This window comes from Streptomyces sp. NBC_01235 (genome assembly GCF_035989285.1).
Lineage (GTDB): Bacteria > Actinomycetota > Actinomycetes > Streptomycetales > Streptomycetaceae > Streptomyces.
Window position 1 is genome coordinate 1,378,443 of the sequence record NZ_CP108513.1, and the last position, 18,529, is coordinate 1,396,971.

General features: G+C 74.0%; 8 protein-coding genes and 1 pseudogene. 6 read left to right on the forward strand and 3 right to left on the reverse strand.

The annotated features are described in order from the left end of the window. Window positions 1-49: 49 nt before the first annotated feature. Complete coding sequence (locus OG289_RS06325) at window positions 50-820, reverse strand: thioesterase II family protein (RefSeq protein ID WP_327313005.1); 771 nt, start codon at window positions 818-820, stop codon at window positions 50-52. Between the two features lie 291 nt (window positions 821-1,111). On the opposite strand from OG289_RS06325, the gene OG289_RS06330 reads away from it, so the two are divergent. From OG289_RS06330 to OG289_RS06355, 6 genes are all read left to right on the forward strand, one after another. Next, window positions 1,112-1,963 (forward strand): metallophosphoesterase family protein, encoded by an 852-nt coding sequence (locus tag OG289_RS06330; protein ID WP_327313006.1) that lies wholly within the window; start codon window positions 1,112-1,114, stop codon window positions 1,961-1,963. Between the two features lie 5 nt (window positions 1,964-1,968). Further along, a complete protein-coding gene (locus tag OG289_RS06335) occupies window positions 1,969-2,718 on the forward strand; it encodes a 4'-phosphopantetheinyl transferase family protein (RefSeq protein WP_442819065.1) in 750 nt (249 codons plus the stop codon). Between the two features lie 107 nt (window positions 2,719-2,825). Continuing rightward, on the forward strand, window positions 2,826-4,310 hold the full coding sequence (locus tag OG289_RS06340) for an NDP-hexose 2,3-dehydratase family protein (protein ID WP_327313008.1): 1,485 nt from the start codon (window positions 2,826-2,828) through the stop codon (window positions 4,308-4,310). Then, window positions 4,294-5,076 (forward strand): NAD-dependent epimerase/dehydratase family protein, encoded by a 783-nt coding sequence (locus tag OG289_RS06345; RefSeq protein WP_327313009.1) that lies wholly within the window; start codon window positions 4,294-4,296, stop codon window positions 5,074-5,076. Before OG289_RS06340 ends, OG289_RS06345 begins: the two co-directional genes overlap by 17 nt. 82 nt (window positions 5,077-5,158) lie before the next feature. Then, on the forward strand, window positions 5,159-6,127 hold the full coding sequence (locus tag OG289_RS06350; RefSeq protein WP_327313010.1) for an ABC transporter ATP-binding protein: 969 nt from the start codon (window positions 5,159-5,161) through the stop codon (window positions 6,125-6,127). A 3-nt stretch (window positions 6,128-6,130) separates the two neighbouring features. After that, window positions 6,131-6,898: an ABC transporter permease gene (locus tag OG289_RS06355; protein WP_327313011.1), complete on the forward strand. Its 768-nt coding sequence runs from the start codon at window positions 6,131-6,133 to the stop codon at window positions 6,896-6,898. 56 nt (window positions 6,899-6,954) lie between these two features. Here the strand turns inward: OG289_RS06355 and OG289_RS06360 are convergent, their stop codons facing one another. Both OG289_RS06360 and OG289_RS06365 read right to left on the reverse strand, forming a co-directional pair. Continuing rightward, window positions 6,955-8,001: a ketoacyl-ACP synthase III family protein gene (locus OG289_RS06360; protein ID WP_327313012.1), complete on the reverse strand. Its 1,047-nt coding sequence runs from the start codon at window positions 7,999-8,001 to the stop codon at window positions 6,955-6,957. Between the two features lie 121 nt (window positions 8,002-8,122). Beyond that, window positions 8,123-18,493: pseudogene (locus OG289_RS06365) on the reverse strand (SDR family NAD(P)-dependent oxidoreductase); the annotation flags it as partial. Window positions 18,494-18,529 lie beyond the last annotated feature (36 nt).

The following is an 18,529-nucleotide window of genomic DNA, read 5'->3' on the forward strand; positions in this document are numbered from 1 at the left end:
GCGGGGCGGGTCGTGGGCGGCGGGCGATCGCGCGGACGGGGGGCGCCGGTCAGGTGTCCTGGAGCGCGGCCTGTGCGGTGAAGTGCTCGTCGAGCACCTTCAGCACGTCCGCGGCACGGCTGTTGAGGTAGAAGTGGCCGCCGGGCATGACCCGCAGGTCGAAGTCCGCGGTGGTGTGCTTCTCCCAGTCCTGGGCCTCGTCGACGGATGTCTTGGGGTCGCTGTCGCCGACGAGCACGGTGACCGGGCAGCCCACCGTGGCGCCCGGAGCGCACCGGTAGGTCTCCACGGCCCGGTAGTCGCCGCGGAGCGCCGGCAGGATCATGCGGATCAGTTCCTCGTCCCCCAGCAGCCGGTCGTCGGTGCCGCTCATCGACTTGATCTCGGCGATGATGCCGTCGTCGTCACGGCGGTGGACGTTCTCGTCGCGGTAGCGGGAAGGAGCGCGCCGGCCCGAGGCGAACAGCCGTACCGGGCCACTGCCCTCGCGCTCGAACCGCCGGGCGGCCTCGAAGGCGACGAGCGCGCCCATGCTGTGCCCGAAGAAGGTCAGCGGGCGGTCGTCCCAGCCACGCAGGACCTGGTGCACCTGGTCCGCGAGGGTGCCGATGTCGTCGATCAGCGGCTCGTTGCGCCGGTCCTGACGGCCGGGGTACTGCACGGCGACGACGTCGACGCGCGGGCTGAGCGCGGTGGCCACGGGAAGGTAGTAGCTGGCCGAGCCGCCGGCGTGGGGGAAGCAGACCAGGCGGTGGGCGGCCTCGGGAGCCGGGTCGAACCGCCGGCACCACAGGCCGTCGTCTGCGGGGGATGCACTCACGCTGTTCGTCCGTCCTCTGTCAGGGGATTGCGGTGGTCTGGATCACTGGCGTGCTCCTACGGGTGTGCCGCAACTATCCGGCACCGCCGGGCCGTGCAGGCCCTCGCGGCCCGAAGTCTGGTCGTTTCCCCCGTACTTGCCTCCGCGGGGCGGCTGTGCGTTGTGCGGCGGGAGGGCGCGGTGGCATAAAGCTGAGCGCCGGACGCGCATCCGAGGCGCCCGCCCCCAGCGAGGAGCTCCCATGCCCACCACCACGGATCCACGGCCCGCGACGGGCGAAGCACGAAAGCGGTGAGCGGTGTCCCGGGCAGCAGGCTCTACGCGGTCAGTGACCTGCACGTCGCCTACGAGCAGAACCGCGCCGTGGTGCGACGGCTGCGCCCCTGCGATCCCTCCGACTGGCTGATCGTCGCCGGGGACATCGGGGAGCTGACGGCGGACGTCGAGTGGGTGCTGGGGCTGCTCGCGGAGCGGTTCGCGACCGTGGTGTGGGTGCCGGGCAACCACGAGCTGTGGACGCACCCCGACGATCCGGTGCCGCTGCGCGGTGAGGCCCGCTACCGCAGTCTGGTCGAACTGTGCCGGTCGCTCGGGGTGCTGACCCCGGAGGACCCGTACGTCCAGTGGCCCGGCCCGGACGGGCCGGTGGTGATCGCGCCGCTGTTCCTGCTCTACGACTACTCGTTCCTGCCGCCGGGCGCCACCGGCACCGCCGATGCGCTGGCCCGGGCGGAGAAGGCGGGGGTGGTGGCCACCGACGAATTCCTCCTGCACAGCGACCCCTACCCGGACCGGGCGGCCTGGTGCCGGGCCCGGGTGGCGTACACCCGCGGGCGGCTGGACGCCTGTCCGCCCGACCTGCCGACCGTGCTGGTGAACCACTTCCCGCTGGTCCGCGAGCCCACCCGCATCCTGCGGTACCCGGAGTTCGCGCTGTGGTGCGGGACCACCGCCACCCACGACTGGCACCGGCGCTACCGGGCGGCCACCGTCGTCTACGGCCATCTGCACATCCCCCGCACCACCTGGCACGACGGGGTACCGCACCGTGAGGTGTCGCTGGGCTACCCGCGCGAGTGGCAGGCCCGCGGCATGCCCGATCCGTTGCTGCGCGAGATCCTGCCCCGGCGAGGTGCCCGATGACGTCGCTGATGCGCCGCCTGCTGCCGGACACGGTCGAAGTGACGGAGGTGCGCGGGGAGTTGTCCGCACCGCCGCTGTTCCCGGAGGAGCAGGCGGTGGTGGCGCGGGCCGTGGACGGGCGCCGGCGCGAGTTCGCCACCGGGAGGCGGTGCGCCCGTCTGTCGCTGGCCGCGCTGGGGCTTGCGGCGCAACCGCTGCTGCCCGGCCCGCAAGGAGAGCCCCGCTGGCCCGCCGGGGTGGTCGGTGCGATGTCCCACTGCGACGGCTACCGGGTGGCGGCGGTGGCCCGCGCCACCGATCTGGCGGCGCTCGGCGTCGACGCCGAGACGGCGGCCCGCCTCCCGGACGGCGTCCTGGAGGCGGTGTCGCTGCCCGAGGAGCGCGCCGACCTCGCCCGGCTGGGGCGAACGGCACCGGAAGTGCCCTGGGACCGGCTGCTGTTCAGCGCGAAGGAATCGGTCTACAAGGTGTGGTTCCCGCTCGCCCGCCGGCCGCTCGGGTTCGAGGAGGCGCGGCTGCGCTTCACCCGGGAGCGGGACGTCGCCGGCGCGGTGTGCGGCAGGTTCGAGGTCAGGCTGCTGGTGCCGGTTCCCGCGGAGTTCTCGGGTCCGGTCGGCGGCGCCGGGCTCACCGGACGGTGGCTGGTCGACGAGGGGCTGGTGCTGACCGCGCTGGCACCCGTCGTGCGCCGGGCCGGTGACGGACCGGACTCCTTCGAGCCGGCCGGCCGGGCCGCGGTCCGGCACCCGGGGTGACGGTTCGCCCCGGCACCTCCTGCCCGCCGCGTCAGCCCCCCGCTCCACGGGCCGCGGGCAGCTGCCGTGGGGCGTCGATCCGATGACGATCCGATGGAGAGGCAGCGATGCCCCAGCTCAACACGACCGGTCCCGAGTCCCACACCGATGCGGTCCTCGCCGCGCGGCTGGCCGTCTCCGCGACGGCCAGCGGCGGCGAGGCGATGTCCGACGTCGAGTTCTTCGACTGGTTCGACCGGCGCCGCCGCACACACAGCCAGGAGGTGCGCCGCAGCACCTTCGCCGAGATGTCCGGCTGGGACTTCGTCCCGGACACCGGTGATCTGGCGCATCGCAGCGGGCGGTTCTTCACCGTGCGCGGCATGCGGGTGCGCACCGACTTCGGTCCGGTGCCGGAGTGGACCCAGCCGATCATCCGGCAGCCGGAGATAGGCATCCTCGGTCTCGCGGTCCGCGAGACCAACGGAGTGCTGCACTGCCTGATGCAGGCCAAGTCCGAGCCGGGCAATGTCAACGGGGTGCAGCTGTCGCCGACCGTGCAGGCCACCAAGAGCAACTACACCAGGGTGCACGGTGGTGCGTCGGTGCCCTATCTGGACTGCTTCCGGGAGCCGGAGGCACGGGGTCACCGTGTGCTGGCCGATGTGCTCCAGTCCGAGCAGGGCTCGTGGTTCTTCTGCAAGCGCAACCGCAACATGATCGTGGAGGTCGGCCCGGAGGTGGAGGCGGACGAGGACTTCTGCTGGTTGACCCTTCGTCAGGTCAATGCGCTGCTGCACTACGAGAACCTGGTCAACATGGACGCGCGTACGGTGCTGTCCTGCCTGCCGGACTGGCACCACGGCGCCGGCCCGGCCACCGGCGTCCACTCGGACGTGGCGATCCGCAGCTGGATCACCACACAGCAGAGCGAACGGGAGGCCAGCGCCTCCCTGTTGCCGCTGCGCGAGGTCGAGGGACGCGACTGGTACCGCGCCGAGGACCGTATCTCCCACGAGCGGGGCCTGTTCTTCAGCATCGTGCCGGTGGACGTCCTGTCCAACCGGCGTGAGGTGACTTCCTGGTCGCAGCCGCTGCTCGAACCGCACGGCGTCGGGGTGGTGGCGATGCTGGTGCGCCGGATCGACGGCGTGCCGCACTGTCTGGTGCAGGCCCGGGTCGAGCCGGGCTATCTGGACGTCGTCGAACTCGGCCCCACCGTGCAGTGCACCCCGGAGAACTACGCCCATCTGCCGACGTCGGCCCGACCCCGCTTCCTCGACCTGGTGACGGAGGCCCGTCCGGAACAGGTGCTGTTCGACACGGTGCTGTCGGAGGAGGGCGGCCGGTTCCTGAACGCGCAGAACCGGTACCTGATCATCGAGGCGGACGACGGCGTCCCCGCCGAGGTCCCGGGCGACTACCGCTGGGTGACCCTGCGCCAGCTCGGGGAGCTGCTGAAGTACAGCCACTACGTCAATGTGCAGGCGCGGACGCTGGTCGCGGCCCTGCGCAGCGTCACGGGGGTCTCGACCGGCCTGCCCCTGGCGGGCGTGCAGGGTGGCGGGGCGGTTTCGGCCGGAGAGGGGGGCGGCCGTGCAGATCATCGGTGACGGCTTCCTGGCCCGCAACCTGACCGACGCGTTCGGGGACCGTTTCCCCGGGGTGACCGCCATCGCCTCCGGGGTCTCCAGCACGGCCACCACGGCCCCCGCCGAGTACGACCGTGAGGCCCGGCTCCTCTACGAGGTACTGGACGAGTGCCGGCCGGCGGGCCGACGGCTGCTGTTCCTCTCGACCGCCTCCTTCTCCATGTACGGCTTCACGGACGACGCGGTGAGCGAGTCCGGTCCCCTGCGGCCGCCGACCACGTACGGCCGGCACAAGCTGGCGCTGGAGAACGTGGTGCGCTCCTCGGGCGTCGAGCACCTGATCCTGCGGGTGAGCCACGCGGTGGGCCACCACCAGCGGCCGCACCAGCTGCTGCCGACCCTGGTCCGGCACATCAGGGAGGGCCGGGTGACGGTCCATCAGGGCGCGCACCGGGATCTGCTGGACGTACGGGATCTCGTGCACGCGGTCGACCGGCTCCTGACGGACGGCGTGTGCGGTGAGGTGGTGAACGTGGCTTCGGGCGTCCCGCAACCGGTGGAGTCGATCGTGACGGCCATCGAGGACCGTCTGGGCGTCACGGCCCACCGCGTGCACCGTCCCGGCCCGACGGCCGTCACGCGTGCGTCCGTGGAGCGCCTTCGGCGGCTGGTGCCGGACTTCCGTGCGGCGACCGCGGATCCGGACTATCTGGGCGCGTTGCTGGACTCGTATCTGCCGTACTACACCGCCCAGTCGCAGGATCTTGCGGCGCTGCCCTCGCGGTGACCGCGCCACAGACTGGGAGAACCCCTAGACATGTCCCCGTGGGCACCGGCTGGAAGCGGTGGCTCCGCCTAGCGTGGACCGCATGATCGAGCTTGCGGGAGTGACCAAGCAGTACGGCGAGAAGGTGGTGGTCGACGGCCTCACCTTCACCGTCCGGCCAGGCTGTGTCACCGGATTCCTCGGCCCCAACGGAGCGGGCAAGTCCACCACGATGCGGATGATGCTCGGTCTGGACCGCCCCACGGGCGGCCGGGTCCTCATCGACGGCGAGCCCTACGCCCGGCTCAGGGAACCGCTGCGCCGCATCGGCGCGCTGCTGGACGCGAAGGCGATGCACGGCGGCCGGAGCGCGTACCAGAATCTCCGGTGTCTGGCCCTCAGCAACGACATACCGCTCCCGCGGGTCGACGAGGTGCTCGAGGAGGTCGGGCTGGGCGCGGTGGCCACGAAGCGGCCCAAGGGTTTCTCGCTCGGCATGGGGCAGCGGCTCGGCATCGCCGCGGCGCTGCTCGGTGATCCGGAGATCGTGATGCTGGACGAACCGGTCAACGGTCTGGACCCGGAAGGCATCCACTGGATCCGGACCCTGATGAAGCGGCTCGCGGCGGAGGGCCGCACGGTGTTCGTCTCCAGCCATCTGATGAGCGAGATGGCGCTGACCGCCGATCACCTGGTCGTCATCGGCCGCGGCAGGCTGCTCGCCGACACCGGCATGCAGGAGTTCATCGACCGCAACTCCCGTTCGTCCGTACGGATCCGCACCCCCGAACCGGAGAAGCTGCGGGACGCCCTCGCTGCGGCCGGCATCACGGCCACCGAGAACGCCTCGGGTGCGTTCGAGGTGACCGAGGTCCCGGCGGAGCGGCTCGGTGAGCTCGCCCTGGAGCACCGCGTCCTGCTGCACGAACTGAGCCCGCAGCACGCCTCGCTGGAAGAGGCGTTCATCGCCCTGACCGGTGAGTCGGCCGAGTACCGCACGGGCGCGCTCACCGCCGACGCCGCGTCGAGCGCCGCCGGGAACACGCCGCAGACCATCGGAACGGAGTCCTGACCCATGTCCGCACCCACCGCGACCCTGCGCTCCGAATGGGCCAAACTCACCACGGTCCGCTCCACGGGGTGGACCCTGTTCGCCGCTTTCGCGGTCACCGTGGTCTTCGGCACGCTGATCAGCGCGCTGTCCAACGCCAACTACGACGACCTGTCGCAGCAGGACAAGCTCGCCTTCGACGCCGCCGGGACCAGCTTCACCGGCGGGCTTCTCGGCCAGCTGGCGTTGATCGCGTTCGGGGTCATGGTCATCGGCGGCGAGTACAGCACCGGGGCGATCCGCAACTCGCTGGCGGCGGTGCCGCGGCGCGGCCTCTTCTACGTCAGCAAGATCGCGGTGGCGACGGGCGCCGCCCTCGTCGTCAGCGTGGCCACCAGCTTCGTGACCTTCTTCGCCGGACAGGCGGTGCTCGGATCGCACAGCACCACCATCGGCGCGCACAACGTGCTCCGCGCGACACTGGGCGCGGGGCTCTACATGACGCTGATGGCCGTGTTCTCGATGGGCGTGGCCACCATGCTGCGCAGCTCCATGCTGTCCATGGGCGTTCTGATGCCGTTCTTCTTCCTGGTCACCCAGATCCTGACGTCGGTGCCCGGCGCGAAGAAGGTGGCGCGCTACCTCCCCGACCAGGCCGGTGCGGCGATGGCGCGGGTGGTGCCGAGGTCGGACGTGCCCTACGGGCCGGGGGGCGGTCTGGTCATCATGCTGCTGTGGGTGGCCGCGGCGGTGCTCGGCGGGTACCTCGTGCTGCGCAACCGGGACGCGTGAGTCTCACCCGGCGAAAGACCCGGCACCGCGTCCTCGTGGTGCCGGGTCTTCCGCTGTCAGCCCTGGGCCCACTCCGGGATCTCCAGGACGGTCAGGACGGCCGAGGTGGAGACCCAGCCGGCCGCCGACGTCGTCATCAGGATGTTGTCGCCCGGGGACACCAGCCCGTTGACGAGCAGGTGGTTGAGGGAAACCGCCATGTCGCAGGCGCCCATGTGCCCGTACTCCTTGCCGAAGTGGGCGGTGGAGCGCGACATCGGCAGGCCCAACGGCTGCATCTTCGTCTGCTCGACCATGAGGGAGTCGCTGTTCGCGGCGACCACCCATCGCAGATCCGACGCGTTCAGCCCCGCGTCCACCAGCGAGCGGTGCACCAGGTCCAGCTCGAAGTCCCGGATCATCTCCATGCACTTGTCGAGCGGCATCACGTGCTGGTTGAAGTACATCAGCAGGTCCAGCGTGCCGGAGGCCTTGCGCTCCTCCCCGCGGAACGGCAGCAGTGACTCCTCTCCCCGGTGCCACTGCTCCAGCTCCGGCATGGTGCCGGAGTTCACCGCCCGTAGCGCCGCGAACCCGCCCTCGCGGCTGAGCAGGACGGCGGCGCCGCCGTCGCTGGCGGTGAAGCCGGTGCCGAAGCCGCGCCACCGGTCGATCAGCGGGCTGGTGAAGTTCTCCGCCGCCGTCACCAGCGCGGTCTCGGCGCCCGCGGCTCCCGTCAGCTGTCCGACGGCGACCTCGATGCCGGCCAGCAGCCCGTTGGAGTGCTGGCGCACGTCCGTGCTCGCCACTCCGCTCGCGCCGAGCTCACGCAGCAGGTAACCGGGCGGGTAGAACCCCTCGGGGCCGTGCTGGACGGCGGTGCAGTGCACATGGAAGTCGAGGTCGTCGACCTCGTTGCCGGACCGCCGGAACGCGTTCCGGGCGGCGAGCACGGCCATGTCCAGCGCGGGCAGGTCCCCCGCGATGTAGGCGGTGGTGAGCCCGGTCGCGTACTGGATGGAGAAGTCGTCGTAGAGGCCTTGCTCGACGGCCTCCTCGACGGTCACCCGCTGCTCAGGGATGTAGACCCCGACCGTGTCGACATAGACGCCGTTCGTCTTCATCTGTGGCTGTTCTCCTTGGTTGTCGTGAGGGAGGTCGTGTCGGACGCCGGGCGGCTGACGAGCACGGGCGAGGGTGCCGGGGTCACCTGCGCAGCAGTTCTTCCTTGAGACGGGTCACCAGCAGTACGGGCGTGTCGGCCTCGAACAGCAGGGCGGCGGGCAGTCGGAGCCCGGTGGTCTCGCGCAGCCGGTTGCGCAGGGCGAAGGCGGTGAGCGAGTTGAGGCCGATGTCGCGGAAGGCACGGGTGTCCTCGACGGCTTCCGGCGAGGAGTAGTCGAGCACCGCCGCCACGTCGGTGCGCACGAGGTCCAGGAGGGCGGCGTCGCGCTCGGCGTCGGCCAGCCCGGCGAGGCGGCGCCGGAGCATGCTGAGGGCGCCCGCGGCTCCCGGCCGGCCCGCCCGGCGCCGGGCCGGTGGTCCGGCCAGGCCCCGCAGCGGCGCGGGCAGGCTCGCGTCGCCCGACCTGCCGAGGAGCGTCCCGGTGTCCGGGCGGAGCAGGACGGCGGTGGGGGCCTGCGCTGCGCACGCGGCGTCGAACAGGTCCCGGCACGCGGTCCGGGTCAGCCGGCCGATCCCAGCAGGCGCGGCGCTCGCGGCGCGGTCCTGGCCGTCCCAGGGTCCCCAGGCCATCGACAGCCCGGGCAGGCCCTCGGCATGGCGGCGCCGGGCCAGGGCGTCGAGGAAGGCGCCCACGGCGGCCTCGTCGCCCCGTCCCGCCGCCCCCAGCGTGCCGGCGGCGGACGAGAGGAGGACCAGGGGCACCGCGGCGGGCCCGGACCGGCCGGGCGCCGTCAGCTCGGCGAGGTGCAGGACCGCCCGCAGCTCCGCCTCCAGCGGCTCGTCGTCCGCGTCCGCCGGGCCGTCGGTCTCCCGGCGCTGCGGCACCTGGGCCGCGTGCACGACTGCGGTCAGCGGGTGCCCGGCGGGCACCGCGGCCAGGAGCGCGGCCGGTGCCCCCGGCGAGGCCGGGTCGCACTCGGTGACGGTCACCTCGGCTCCCCGCTCGCTCAGTTCCGCCGCGAGCCGGGCGAGCTCGTCTCCCCGCGCCGGGGCTCCGAGCAGCAGACGGCGTACGTCTCCCCGGTCCGCCAGGTGCCGGGCGATCTCGGCGCCGGCCGGCCGGTCGGCGCCGGTGACCAGGACGGTCCCTTCCGGGTCGATCGGCAGCCCCGCCCCGTCGGTGATGGCGGGGACGGCGGCCAGCCGTGGAACGCGCACGGTGCCCTGGACCAGGGCCAGTTGGGGTTCGGGGAGGGCCAGCGCCGCCGGCAGGGCGCGCCAGGAGGCGCGCTTGCCGTCCAGATCGGCCAGGACCAGCCGGTCCGGGTCGGCCGACTGGGCGGACCGGATCAGGCCCCAGACCGCGGCGACCGCCGGGTCCGGCGCCCGGGTGCCGTCGTCGGCGAGCGAGCCGCGGGTCAGGACGACGAGCCGCGCGTCGGCGAACCGGTCGTCGGAGAGCCACTCCCCCGCCAGTCCGGCGACGTCCCGCACCGCGGTCGCACCGGTGGTGTCCCCGGGCGCGGGCACACAGCCGGTCAGGACCGCCTCGGGCACGGCCGCGCCGGAGTCCAGCGTCTTGGCGAGCGCGGTGAGGCTGTCGTAGGTCTCGGTGTAGACGCCCGCCTTCATCAGCGCCGCGCGAGCGCCGAGCGGATCGGGTCCGACGAGCGCCCAGCGGGGCTTCTCCGCGGGCGCCGGGCACCCGGTCTCGGGCCAAGCGAGACGGAAGAGCGGACCGTGTTGTGCGGTGCGGGCGCCGGTGAGCCGTGCCGGGTCGGCTGCCCCGAGCCGTATCCCGCCGACCGACGCGACGGGCCGTCCCGTGTCGTCGGCAGCCTCCACGGCGATGGTGTCGGTCCCGGTACGGGTCAGCCGGACCCGCAACGACGAGGCGCCGACGGCGTGCAGCGCCACCCCGTGCCAGATGTCCGGCAGGTGCGGCGCGTCGGCGCCGGGGGTCTCCCCCGTGAGGGTGAGGGTGCGCAGCGCGGTGTCCAGCAGCGCCGGGTGCAGGCAGTAGGCGGCGCCCTGCGGCCGCTGTTCGGCGGTCAGAGCGACCTCGGCGAACAGGTCGTCGCCGTGCCGCCACAGGCCGCGCAGGCCCTCGCCGGCCGGCACGGGCAGGTCGGCGGGCTCGGCGTCGGCGGGCGGCCAGAGTTCCAGGTCGAAGGCGGCCGGACCGTCCGCGGGGCACAGCACCGCCCGGGCGTGGCGCGTCCAGGGCGTGCCGGGCAGGGCGCCCGCGCGCCGGGAGTGCACCCGCAGGAGTCGTTCCCCCGACGGCTCCGCATCGCCGACCGTGACCCGCAGCCGGATCTCGTCCCGTTCGGGCAGGACCAGGGGATCCTCCGAGGTCAGCTCGACGACGTGGTCGCACCCGACCCGTTCGCCGGCCTGGAGGGCGAGTTCGACGAGCACCGTCCCGGGCACGGCCTGCGGGGCGGCCCCGGCGTGGGAGGCCGGCCACTGCTGTGCGGCGCGGGACAGCGTGCCGGTCAGCACAAGCCCGCCCGGCTCGGGCAGTTCGACGACCGAGTCCAGCAGCGGGTGCCGGTCCGCCGGACCCGTGGTGGCCGCGTCCGCGCCGGAGTGCGGTGCGGCCGCCATCCAGTAGTGACGGCGGTGGAAGGCGTACGTGGGCAGCGGGATCCGGCGTGCCCCGGTGGGCGCCAGCACGGTGTTCCAGCGGACGTCGACGCCCCGGACGTGCAGCTGCGCGAGGAGGGTCACGAGGTCGAGCCCGTCCGGGCCGGTGAGCGGCAGCAGGTCCGCGCGCGCGTCGGGCTCGGCGCCGCCGGGAAGGGAATGGCCGTCCCCGTCCGGCTCGCCGAGGACGACCAGCGTGCGGTGGCCGCTGTCCAGCAGCGCTCGCAGCGCCTGCCCGGGCCGGCCGGGATCCCGCGCCAGACCGGCGGCCCACTGGGCGGCGCCGGTCTCCTCGCCGTCCAGCCAGCCACCGGTCGCGGCCGACCAGAACGGCGTGCCGGCGGGCGTGAAGCCGACCTGTGGCGCGGGCTCGTCCGTCGTCCGGCCGTGGTGCACCGCGAGCCGGGCGCCGGCTTCGAGCGGGAGCAGTCCGGCGGCGCAGGCCGCCGCGATCTCACCGTCGCTCCGGCCGGTCACGGCCGCGGGCTCGATGCCGTACGAGCGCAGCAGTTCGGTCACCGCGACGGCCACCGCCCAGCCGAGCGGTCCGGCGATCTCCGGCCGGTGCCGCCAGTCGGGGGCGGTGCGTCCCGCGAGGACGTCGGCGGGGGTCCAGTCGACCAGCCCGGACAGGGCGCGTCCGCAGGCTTCCAGTGCTTCGGCGAACACGGGGGCGGAGTCGGCCAGCGGTGCGGCGCTCGCCGTCCACCGGGCGTCGGCGGCCGGGAAGGCGAGGACGAGGGCGGGCTGTGCGGAGCCGGCCGGGGCGGTGCCGCTGACGACCGGGGCGTCGGGCTCGGTCCCGTCCGCCAGGGCCTTCAGGGTGCGCAGCGCCGTGTCGTGGTCGGGGACGGTGAGCACCGCGCGGTGTTCCAGGGCGGAGCGGGTGGTGGCGAGCGACAGGGCCACGTCCGCCAGCCTCGTCGCCGGTTCGTCCGTCAGGAACGCGTGCAGGCGGGCCGCCTGGCCGCGCAGTGCCTCGGCGCCGCGCGCGGAGAGCGGCAGCGGCAGCGGCAGCGGCAGCGGCATGCCGCCGGGCGGCTTCGGAGCCCCGGTCCGGGCGTCGTCGGCGGTCCGGGCATCGACAGGGGTGTCGGTACCGCCGATGGCGTCTTCCCCGTCCCGGGGCGGCTCTTCGATGATCACGTGGGCATTGGTGCCGCTGATGCCGAAGGAGGACACGCCGGCCCGGCGCGGGCGGTCGCCGGGCGGCCAGGCCACGTCCTCGCGCAGCAGCTCCACCACGCCCGCGGACCAGTCGACGTGCGGGGAGGGCGGGTCGGTGTGCGGGGTGCGGGGCAGGACGCCGTACCGCATCGCCATGATCATCTTGATGACCCCGCCGGCGCCGGAGGCCGCCTGGGTGTGACCGATGTTGGCCTTCATCGAGCCCAGCCACAGCGGCCGCTCACGGTCCTGCCCGTAGGTGGCGAGGACCGCCTGCGCCTCGATCGGGTCGCCGAGCGGGGTGCCCGTGCCATGGGCCTCGACGGCGTCCACGTCGGCGGTGGCGAGTCCGGCGGAGCGCAGCACCTGGCGGATCAGACGCTGTTGGGCGGGTCCGCTGGGGGCGGTCAGTCCGTTGGAGGCACCGTCCTGGTTGATGCCGCTGCCGGCGATCCGGGCGAGGACGGTGTGGCCGCGCCGCCGGGCGTCGGAGAGCCGCTCCAGGAGCAGCAGGCCGACGCCCTCGGCCCAGTTGGTGCCGTCGGCGCCGGCCGAGAACGGCTTGCACCGGCCGTCGGCGGCCAGGGTGCGCTCCCGGCTGAAGGCCAGGTAGGGGTCCGGCTGCGACATGACCGCCACACCGCCGGCGAGCGCCAGGTCGCACTCCCCGGCGCGCAGGGCCTGCGCCGCCAGGTGCAGGGCGACCAGGGAGGACGAGCAGGCGGTGTCCACCGCCACCGAGGGACCTTCGAGACCGAAGGCGTACGACACCCGGCCCGCGGCCACGTTGCCGGCCGTCCCCATCTGCATCCCGGACGCGTAGTCGTGATAGGTCACGCCCGCGAACACGCCGGTGCGGCTGCCCTTGAGGGAGGTGGGGGCGATCCCGGCCCGTTCGAACACCTCCCAGGAGGTCTCCAGCAGCAGTCTCTGCTGCGGGTCCATGGTGAGCGCCTCGCGGGGCGAGATACCGAAGAGCTCGGCGTCGAACTCGCCCGAGTCGTAGAGGAATCCGGCTTCGCGGACATAGGTGGTGCCGGGACGGTCGGAGTCCGGGTCGTACAGCGCGTCGAGGTCCCAGCCGCGGTCGGCGGGAAACGGGCCCAGTCCCTCGGCTCCCGCGGCGACCAGGCGCCACAGCGCCTCGGGCGAGTCGGCCCCGCCGGGGAAACGGCAGCCCATGCCGACGATCACCACGGGGTCGTCGTCGGGCCCGGCGGTGTCGAGGCGGGCGGGGGCGTCCTCGTCCTCGGTCTGCTCCCCGTCCAGGCCCAGTTCCGTGGCCAGGTGCCGGATCAGGGCGCCGCAGGTGGGGTGGTCGTAGACGAGGGTGGCGGGCAGGCGCAGTCCGGTCTCCTGCCCGAGCCGGTTGCGCAGGTTCACGGCGGCGAGCGAGTCGAAGCCCAGTTCCTTGAACGGTTTGTCGGAGCCCACGAGGTCGGCGCTGTCGTAACCGAGGATCGCGGCGACCTGGCCGGTGACGAGCTCGGCCACCGCGCGGTGCCGCCGGGCCCGGGGCAGGGAGACGAGCCGCCGGGCGAATCCGCCGCCCTCGCCGGTCGCGCCCGCCGCGCCGCGCCGGACGGTGACGCGCAGCAGTCCGCGCAGCAGCGGGGGCAGTTCACCGGCTTCGGCGCGCGAGCGCAGGGCGCGCTGGTCGAGACGCATCGCGAGCAGCAGCGCCCGGTCGGCGGCGGTGCCGGCGTCGAACAGGGACAGGCCCCGCTCCGCGGAGAGGGGGATGACGCCCTGGGCGGCCGTTCTGGCCGTGTGGGCGGGGTCCAGGGCGGCTGTCATGCCGCCGAACCGCTCCCACGGCCCCCACGCGAGTGAGGTCGTGGGCAGTCCTGCCGCGCGGCGGTGCTGGGCGAGGGCGTCGAGGAAGGTGTTGGCGGCCGCGTAGGTGGCCTGGCCTGGATTGCCGAGCAGGCCGGCCGCCGACGAGAACACCACGAAGGCGGAGAGGTTCTGCTGCCGGGTCAGCTCGTGCAGGTGGGCGGCGGCGGTGGCCTTGGCGTCGAAGACGGTGGCCAGGCGCTCCGGCGTGAGCGAGGTGAGCAGGCCGTCGTCGAGCACACCGGCGGTGTGCACCACCGCGGTGACCGGGTGCTCGACCGGGACGGCGGCGAGGAGGGCGGCCAGCGCCGCGCGGTCGGAGACGTCGCACGCCTCGACCGTCACCTCGGCGCCGAGCTCGGTCAGTGCGTCGCGCAGCCCGGCCGCGCCCGCGGCCCGGGGCCCGGACCGGCTGACCAGCAGCAGCCGCCGTACGCCGTGTTCGGCCACCAGATGCCGGGCGGTCAGGGCGCCCAGCCCGCCGGTGCCGCCGGTGATCAGCACGGTCCCTTCGGGTCCGAACGCCGGCGGCGTTCCTTCGGCGGGACGCGGCGCGCGGACGGCCCTGGGCGTCAGCAACGCATCGCCGCGGACGGCGAGTTGGGGCTCCTCGCCCTGGAGGGCGGACAGGGGCGGGGAGTGGGGCGTGTCACGGTCGACGAGCAGGAAGCGGCCGGGGTGCTCCGACTGGGCCGTGCGCACGAGCCCCCAGACGGGGGCGTGGACGAGGTCGGGTACACGGTCCTCGGGTGCGGCCGCCACGGCGTGGCAGGTGAGCACCACCAGCCGGGAGCCGTCGAGCCGCTCGTCGGCCAGCCACTGCTGGAGGGCGGCCAGGACGGCCGCGGTGGCGTCCTGGGCCGCGGCGGCGAGGCCCGGACCGTCGTCGGGGTGGCCGGCGGAGGCGACCGGCAGCAGCACGGTCGTGGGCGCCGGCGTGCCCTCGTCCAGGGCGGCCCGCAGCGCGGCGAGGTCGTGGTGGACGCGGACGGGGACACCCCGCTCGGCGAGGCGGGCGGCAAGGGCCGCGCCCTCCGGGGCGAGCACCGCCCACTCGCCGCCCTCGCCCACCGCGAGCCCCGGGTCGGCGGCCTGACCGGCCACCGGCGCCCACTCCAGCACGTACAGTCCGTCGGCCCGCCGATCGGCGGCCGGCGCGGAGTCGGCGGAGAAGGTCAGGGAGACGGAGTCGACGGTGGCCAGCGGCAGCCCGTGGGTGTCCGCCAGGGCGAGCGAGACGCGGTCGGTGCCCGCGCCCGTGACGCGCAGCCGGGCGGCGCCCGCTCCGGTCGCGTGCACGGTCACGCCGTGCCAGCCCCGCGGCAGTACGACGCGGCCCTCGCCCGCCTCGGGCGCGGCCCACAGGACGGTCTGCAGCGCGGCGTCGAGCAGCACGGGATGCAGGCCGAAGGCGGCGGCACTTCCCTCGCGCGGCCCCTCCGGGACGGCGAGCTCGGCGAAGAGGTCACCGCCGCGGCGCCACAGGGCGCGTACCGCGCGGAAGGCCGGGCCGCGTGAGTGGCCGCGCAGGGCCAGCAGGTCGTACAGGTCGTCCACGTCGACGGGTTCGGCCTGCTCGGGTGGCCAGACGTCGGTCTCCGGCGGGTCCGAGGCGGGCTGGGCGGTGGTGGTGGAGAGGATGCCCTCGGCATGGCAGCGCCATGGCTGGTCGCCGTCCTCGTCGTCCGGGCGGGAGTGGACCGTCACCGTGCGCCGTCCCGTGTCGTCCGCGGCTCCGACCAGGATCTGCATCCGCACCCCGCCCTGTGGGGGCAGCGGGAGCGGCTCACGGAGGGTCAGCGTCTCCAGGGCGGTACAGCCGGCCTCGTCACCCGCCCGCACGGCCAGTTCGACGAGGACGGACTCGGGCAGCAGCGCGATGCCCGCCACCTCCCGGTCGGCGAGCCAGGAGTGCGAGCGCACGGACAGCCGGCCGGTGAGGAGCACGCCACCGGCGTCGGCGAGTTCGACGGTGGCGCCGAGCAGCGGGTGCCGCGCGGCCCCGAGGCCGGCGGCACGGATCCCGGCGGCGCCGGACGCCGTGCCGGGCAGCCAGGCGCGACGCCGCTGGAAGGCGTAGGTGGGCAGCGCTTCCGGCGGTGGGGCGGGGGTGTCCGGGTCCGTGCCCCTGCCCTTGCCCGTACCCGTGCCTGTGAGGAGGCCGGTCCAGTCGACGTCGGCGCCACGGGTGTGCAGGGCGGCGAGGGCGGTCTCGAAGGCACGAGGTCCGGGCTGGTCCTTGTGCAGGGCCGGAACGGCGAGCACCTCGTCCTGGGCCGGCAGGCTCTGCGCCGCGAGGGCGGACAGGGTGCCGTCGGGGCCGAGTTCCAGACAGCGGGTGACGCCGAGGCCGGCCAGGGTACGGACGCCGTCGGAGAAGCGGACCGCGTGCCGGACGTGCCGCACCCAGTAGTCGGGGGTGGCCAGGTCGTCGGGGTCGGCCGGGCGGCCGGTGAGGTCGGACACGATGGTCAGGCGCGGCGGGTGGAACTCCAACGACTCGGCGATCCGCCGGAAGTCGCGCAGCATCGGTTCCATCAGGGGCGAGTGGAAGGCGTGGCTCACCCGGAGGGCGGTGGCACGGTGGCCGTTCGCCCTGGCCTGTTCCGCGATCTCCTCGACGTCGGCGGCGACGCCGGCGATCACCGTGGCGCGGGGCGCGTTGACGGCGGCGACACCGACCCGGTCGGTGCGCCCCTCCAGCAGGGGCAGCACCTCGGCCTCGGGGAGCTGGAGGGAGAGCATGGCGCCGCCCTCGGGGAGCGCCTGCATCAGCCGGCCGCGGGCCACCACCAGCCGGCAGGCGTCGGCGAGGGACCAGACCCCCGCCACATACGCTGCCGCCAACTCGCCGATGGAGTGCCCGAGGAGTACGTCGGGACGTACGCCGAAGGACTCGGCGAGCCGGAACAGGGCGACTTCCAGGGCGAACAGCGCGGGCTGCGCGTACCCGGTGCGGTTCAGCAGGTCGGCGTCCGTGCCGAACACCACGTCCTGCAAGGGGCGTTCGAGGGTGGTGTCGACCTGGGCGCACACCTCGTCGAAGGCGTCCGCGAACACCTCGTACGTCTCGTGCAGTTCCCGTCCCATGCCGAGGCGCTGGGAGCCCTGCCCGGCGAAGAGGAAAGCGGTCCGGCCGCTTCCCGAGGCCGAGCCGGTGACCAGGCCGGGCCGGGCGTGGCCGGCGGCCAGGGCGTCCAGGCCGCGCAACAGTTCGTCGCGGTCGGTGCCGAGCACCACGGCGCGTTCCTCGAACACGGACCGGGTGGTCAGCAGCGCGGCGGCGGTGCGCGCCGGGTCCGTCGCCGGGCGGACACGTACGAAGTCGGCGAGCCGCCGGGCCTGGTCGCGCAGGGCGGCGAGGGTACGGCCGGTGACCCTCCAGGGCACCGCCCCGGACGGCAGGCGCAGGGCCTGCGGCACGGGACCGTGCGTGCCGGGGTCTGCGCCGGGCTCGTCCGGGGCCTGTTCCAGCACGACGTGGGCATTGGTGCCGGAGACGCCGAAGGCGGACACCCCCGCCCGGCGCGGACGGTCCGCCGGCTGCGGCCAGTCGGTGTTCTCCTGGACCAGCCCGACGGCACCGGCCGTCCAGTCCACGCGGGTGGTGGGCTCGCCGGCGTGCAGGGTGCGCGGGAGCAGGCCGTGGTGCATCGCCAGCACCATCTTGATCACACCCGCCACCCCGGCAGCGGCCTGGGTGTGCCCGATGTTCGACTTCACCGACCCCAGCCACAAAGGCCGTTCACGGTCCTGGCCGTACGTCGCGATCAACGCCTGCGCCTCGATCGGATCACCCAGCGCCGTACCCGTGCCATGCGCCTCCACCGCGTCGACATCGGCCGGCGCAAGTCCACCGGCCGCCAACGCGGCCCGGATCACCCGCTGCTGGGAAGGACCGTTCGGAGCCGTCAGACCATTCGACGCACCGTCCTGGTTGACCGCGCTCCCCCGCACCACCGCCAGCACCCGATGACCATGACGCCGCGCATCCGACAGCCGCTCCACCACCAGCACACCGACACCCTCACCCCACCCCGTACCGTCCGCACCCTCCGCGAACGCCTTGCACCGGCCGTCCACCGCAAGCCCCCGCTGCCGCGAGAACTCCACGAACGCCCCCGGCGTCGACATCACCGTCACCCCACCCGCCAGCGCCAGATCACACTCACCACCCCGCAGCGCCTGCACCGCCAGATGCAAGGCGACCAGGGAGGACGAGCAGGCGGTGTCCACCGTCACCGCGGGGCCTTCCAGCCCCAGCACGTACGACACCCGCCCCGACAGCACCGACGCGGTGATGCCGGTGGTCAGATGGCCGTCGGACTCCTCGGGCCGGTCGAGCATGAGCGCGAGGTAGTCCTGGCCGTTGGTACCGGTGAACACGCCGGTACGGCTGCCGCGCAGCGCGCCCGGGTCGATGCCCGCACGTTCCAGTGCCGCCCAGGACGTCTCCAGCAGCAGCCGCTGCTGGGGGTCCATGGTCGTGGCCTCTCGGGGCGATATGTCGAAGAACGTGGAGTCGAACAGTGGTGCGTCGTAGAGGAACGCTCCCTGGCGGGCGTACGTGGTGCCGACGCCGCCCGCCGCGTCGAAGACGCCGTCGAGGTCCCAGCCGCGGTCGGCGGGGAAGTCGGCGACGGTGTCCCGGCCCTCGGTGAGCAGCCGCCAGAACTCCTCGGGCGTGTCCGCACCGCCGGGAAAGCGGCAGCCCAGACCGACGATCGCGACGGGCTCCTGGCGACTCGTCTCGACGTCATGAAGACGCTTGCGGGTCTGGCGGAGGTCCGCCGTCACCCTTTTCAGGTAGTCCCGCAGCTTCTCTTCATTGCTCGCCATCGTGCTCCACTTCCTCGCGAAAAAGCCGTGAACGGT

What these genes read in the sequence shown, in the direction of transcription:
- OG289_RS06340 (WP_327313008.1), top strand. Translation starts at nt 2,826, where the DNA reads ATGCCCCAGCTCAACACGACCGGTCCCGAGTCCCACACCGATGCGGTC.
- OG289_RS06350 (WP_327313010.1), top strand. Translation starts at nt 5,159, where the DNA reads ATGATCGAGCTTGCGGGAGTGACCAAGCAGTACGGCGAGAAGGTGGTG.
- OG289_RS06355 (WP_327313011.1), top strand. Translation starts at nt 6,131, where the DNA reads ATGTCCGCACCCACCGCGACCCTGCGCTCCGAATGGGCCAAACTCACC.
- OG289_RS06360 (WP_327313012.1), bottom strand. Translation starts at nt 8,001, where the DNA reads ATGAAGACGAACGGCGTCTATGTCGACACGGTCGGGGTCTACATCCCT.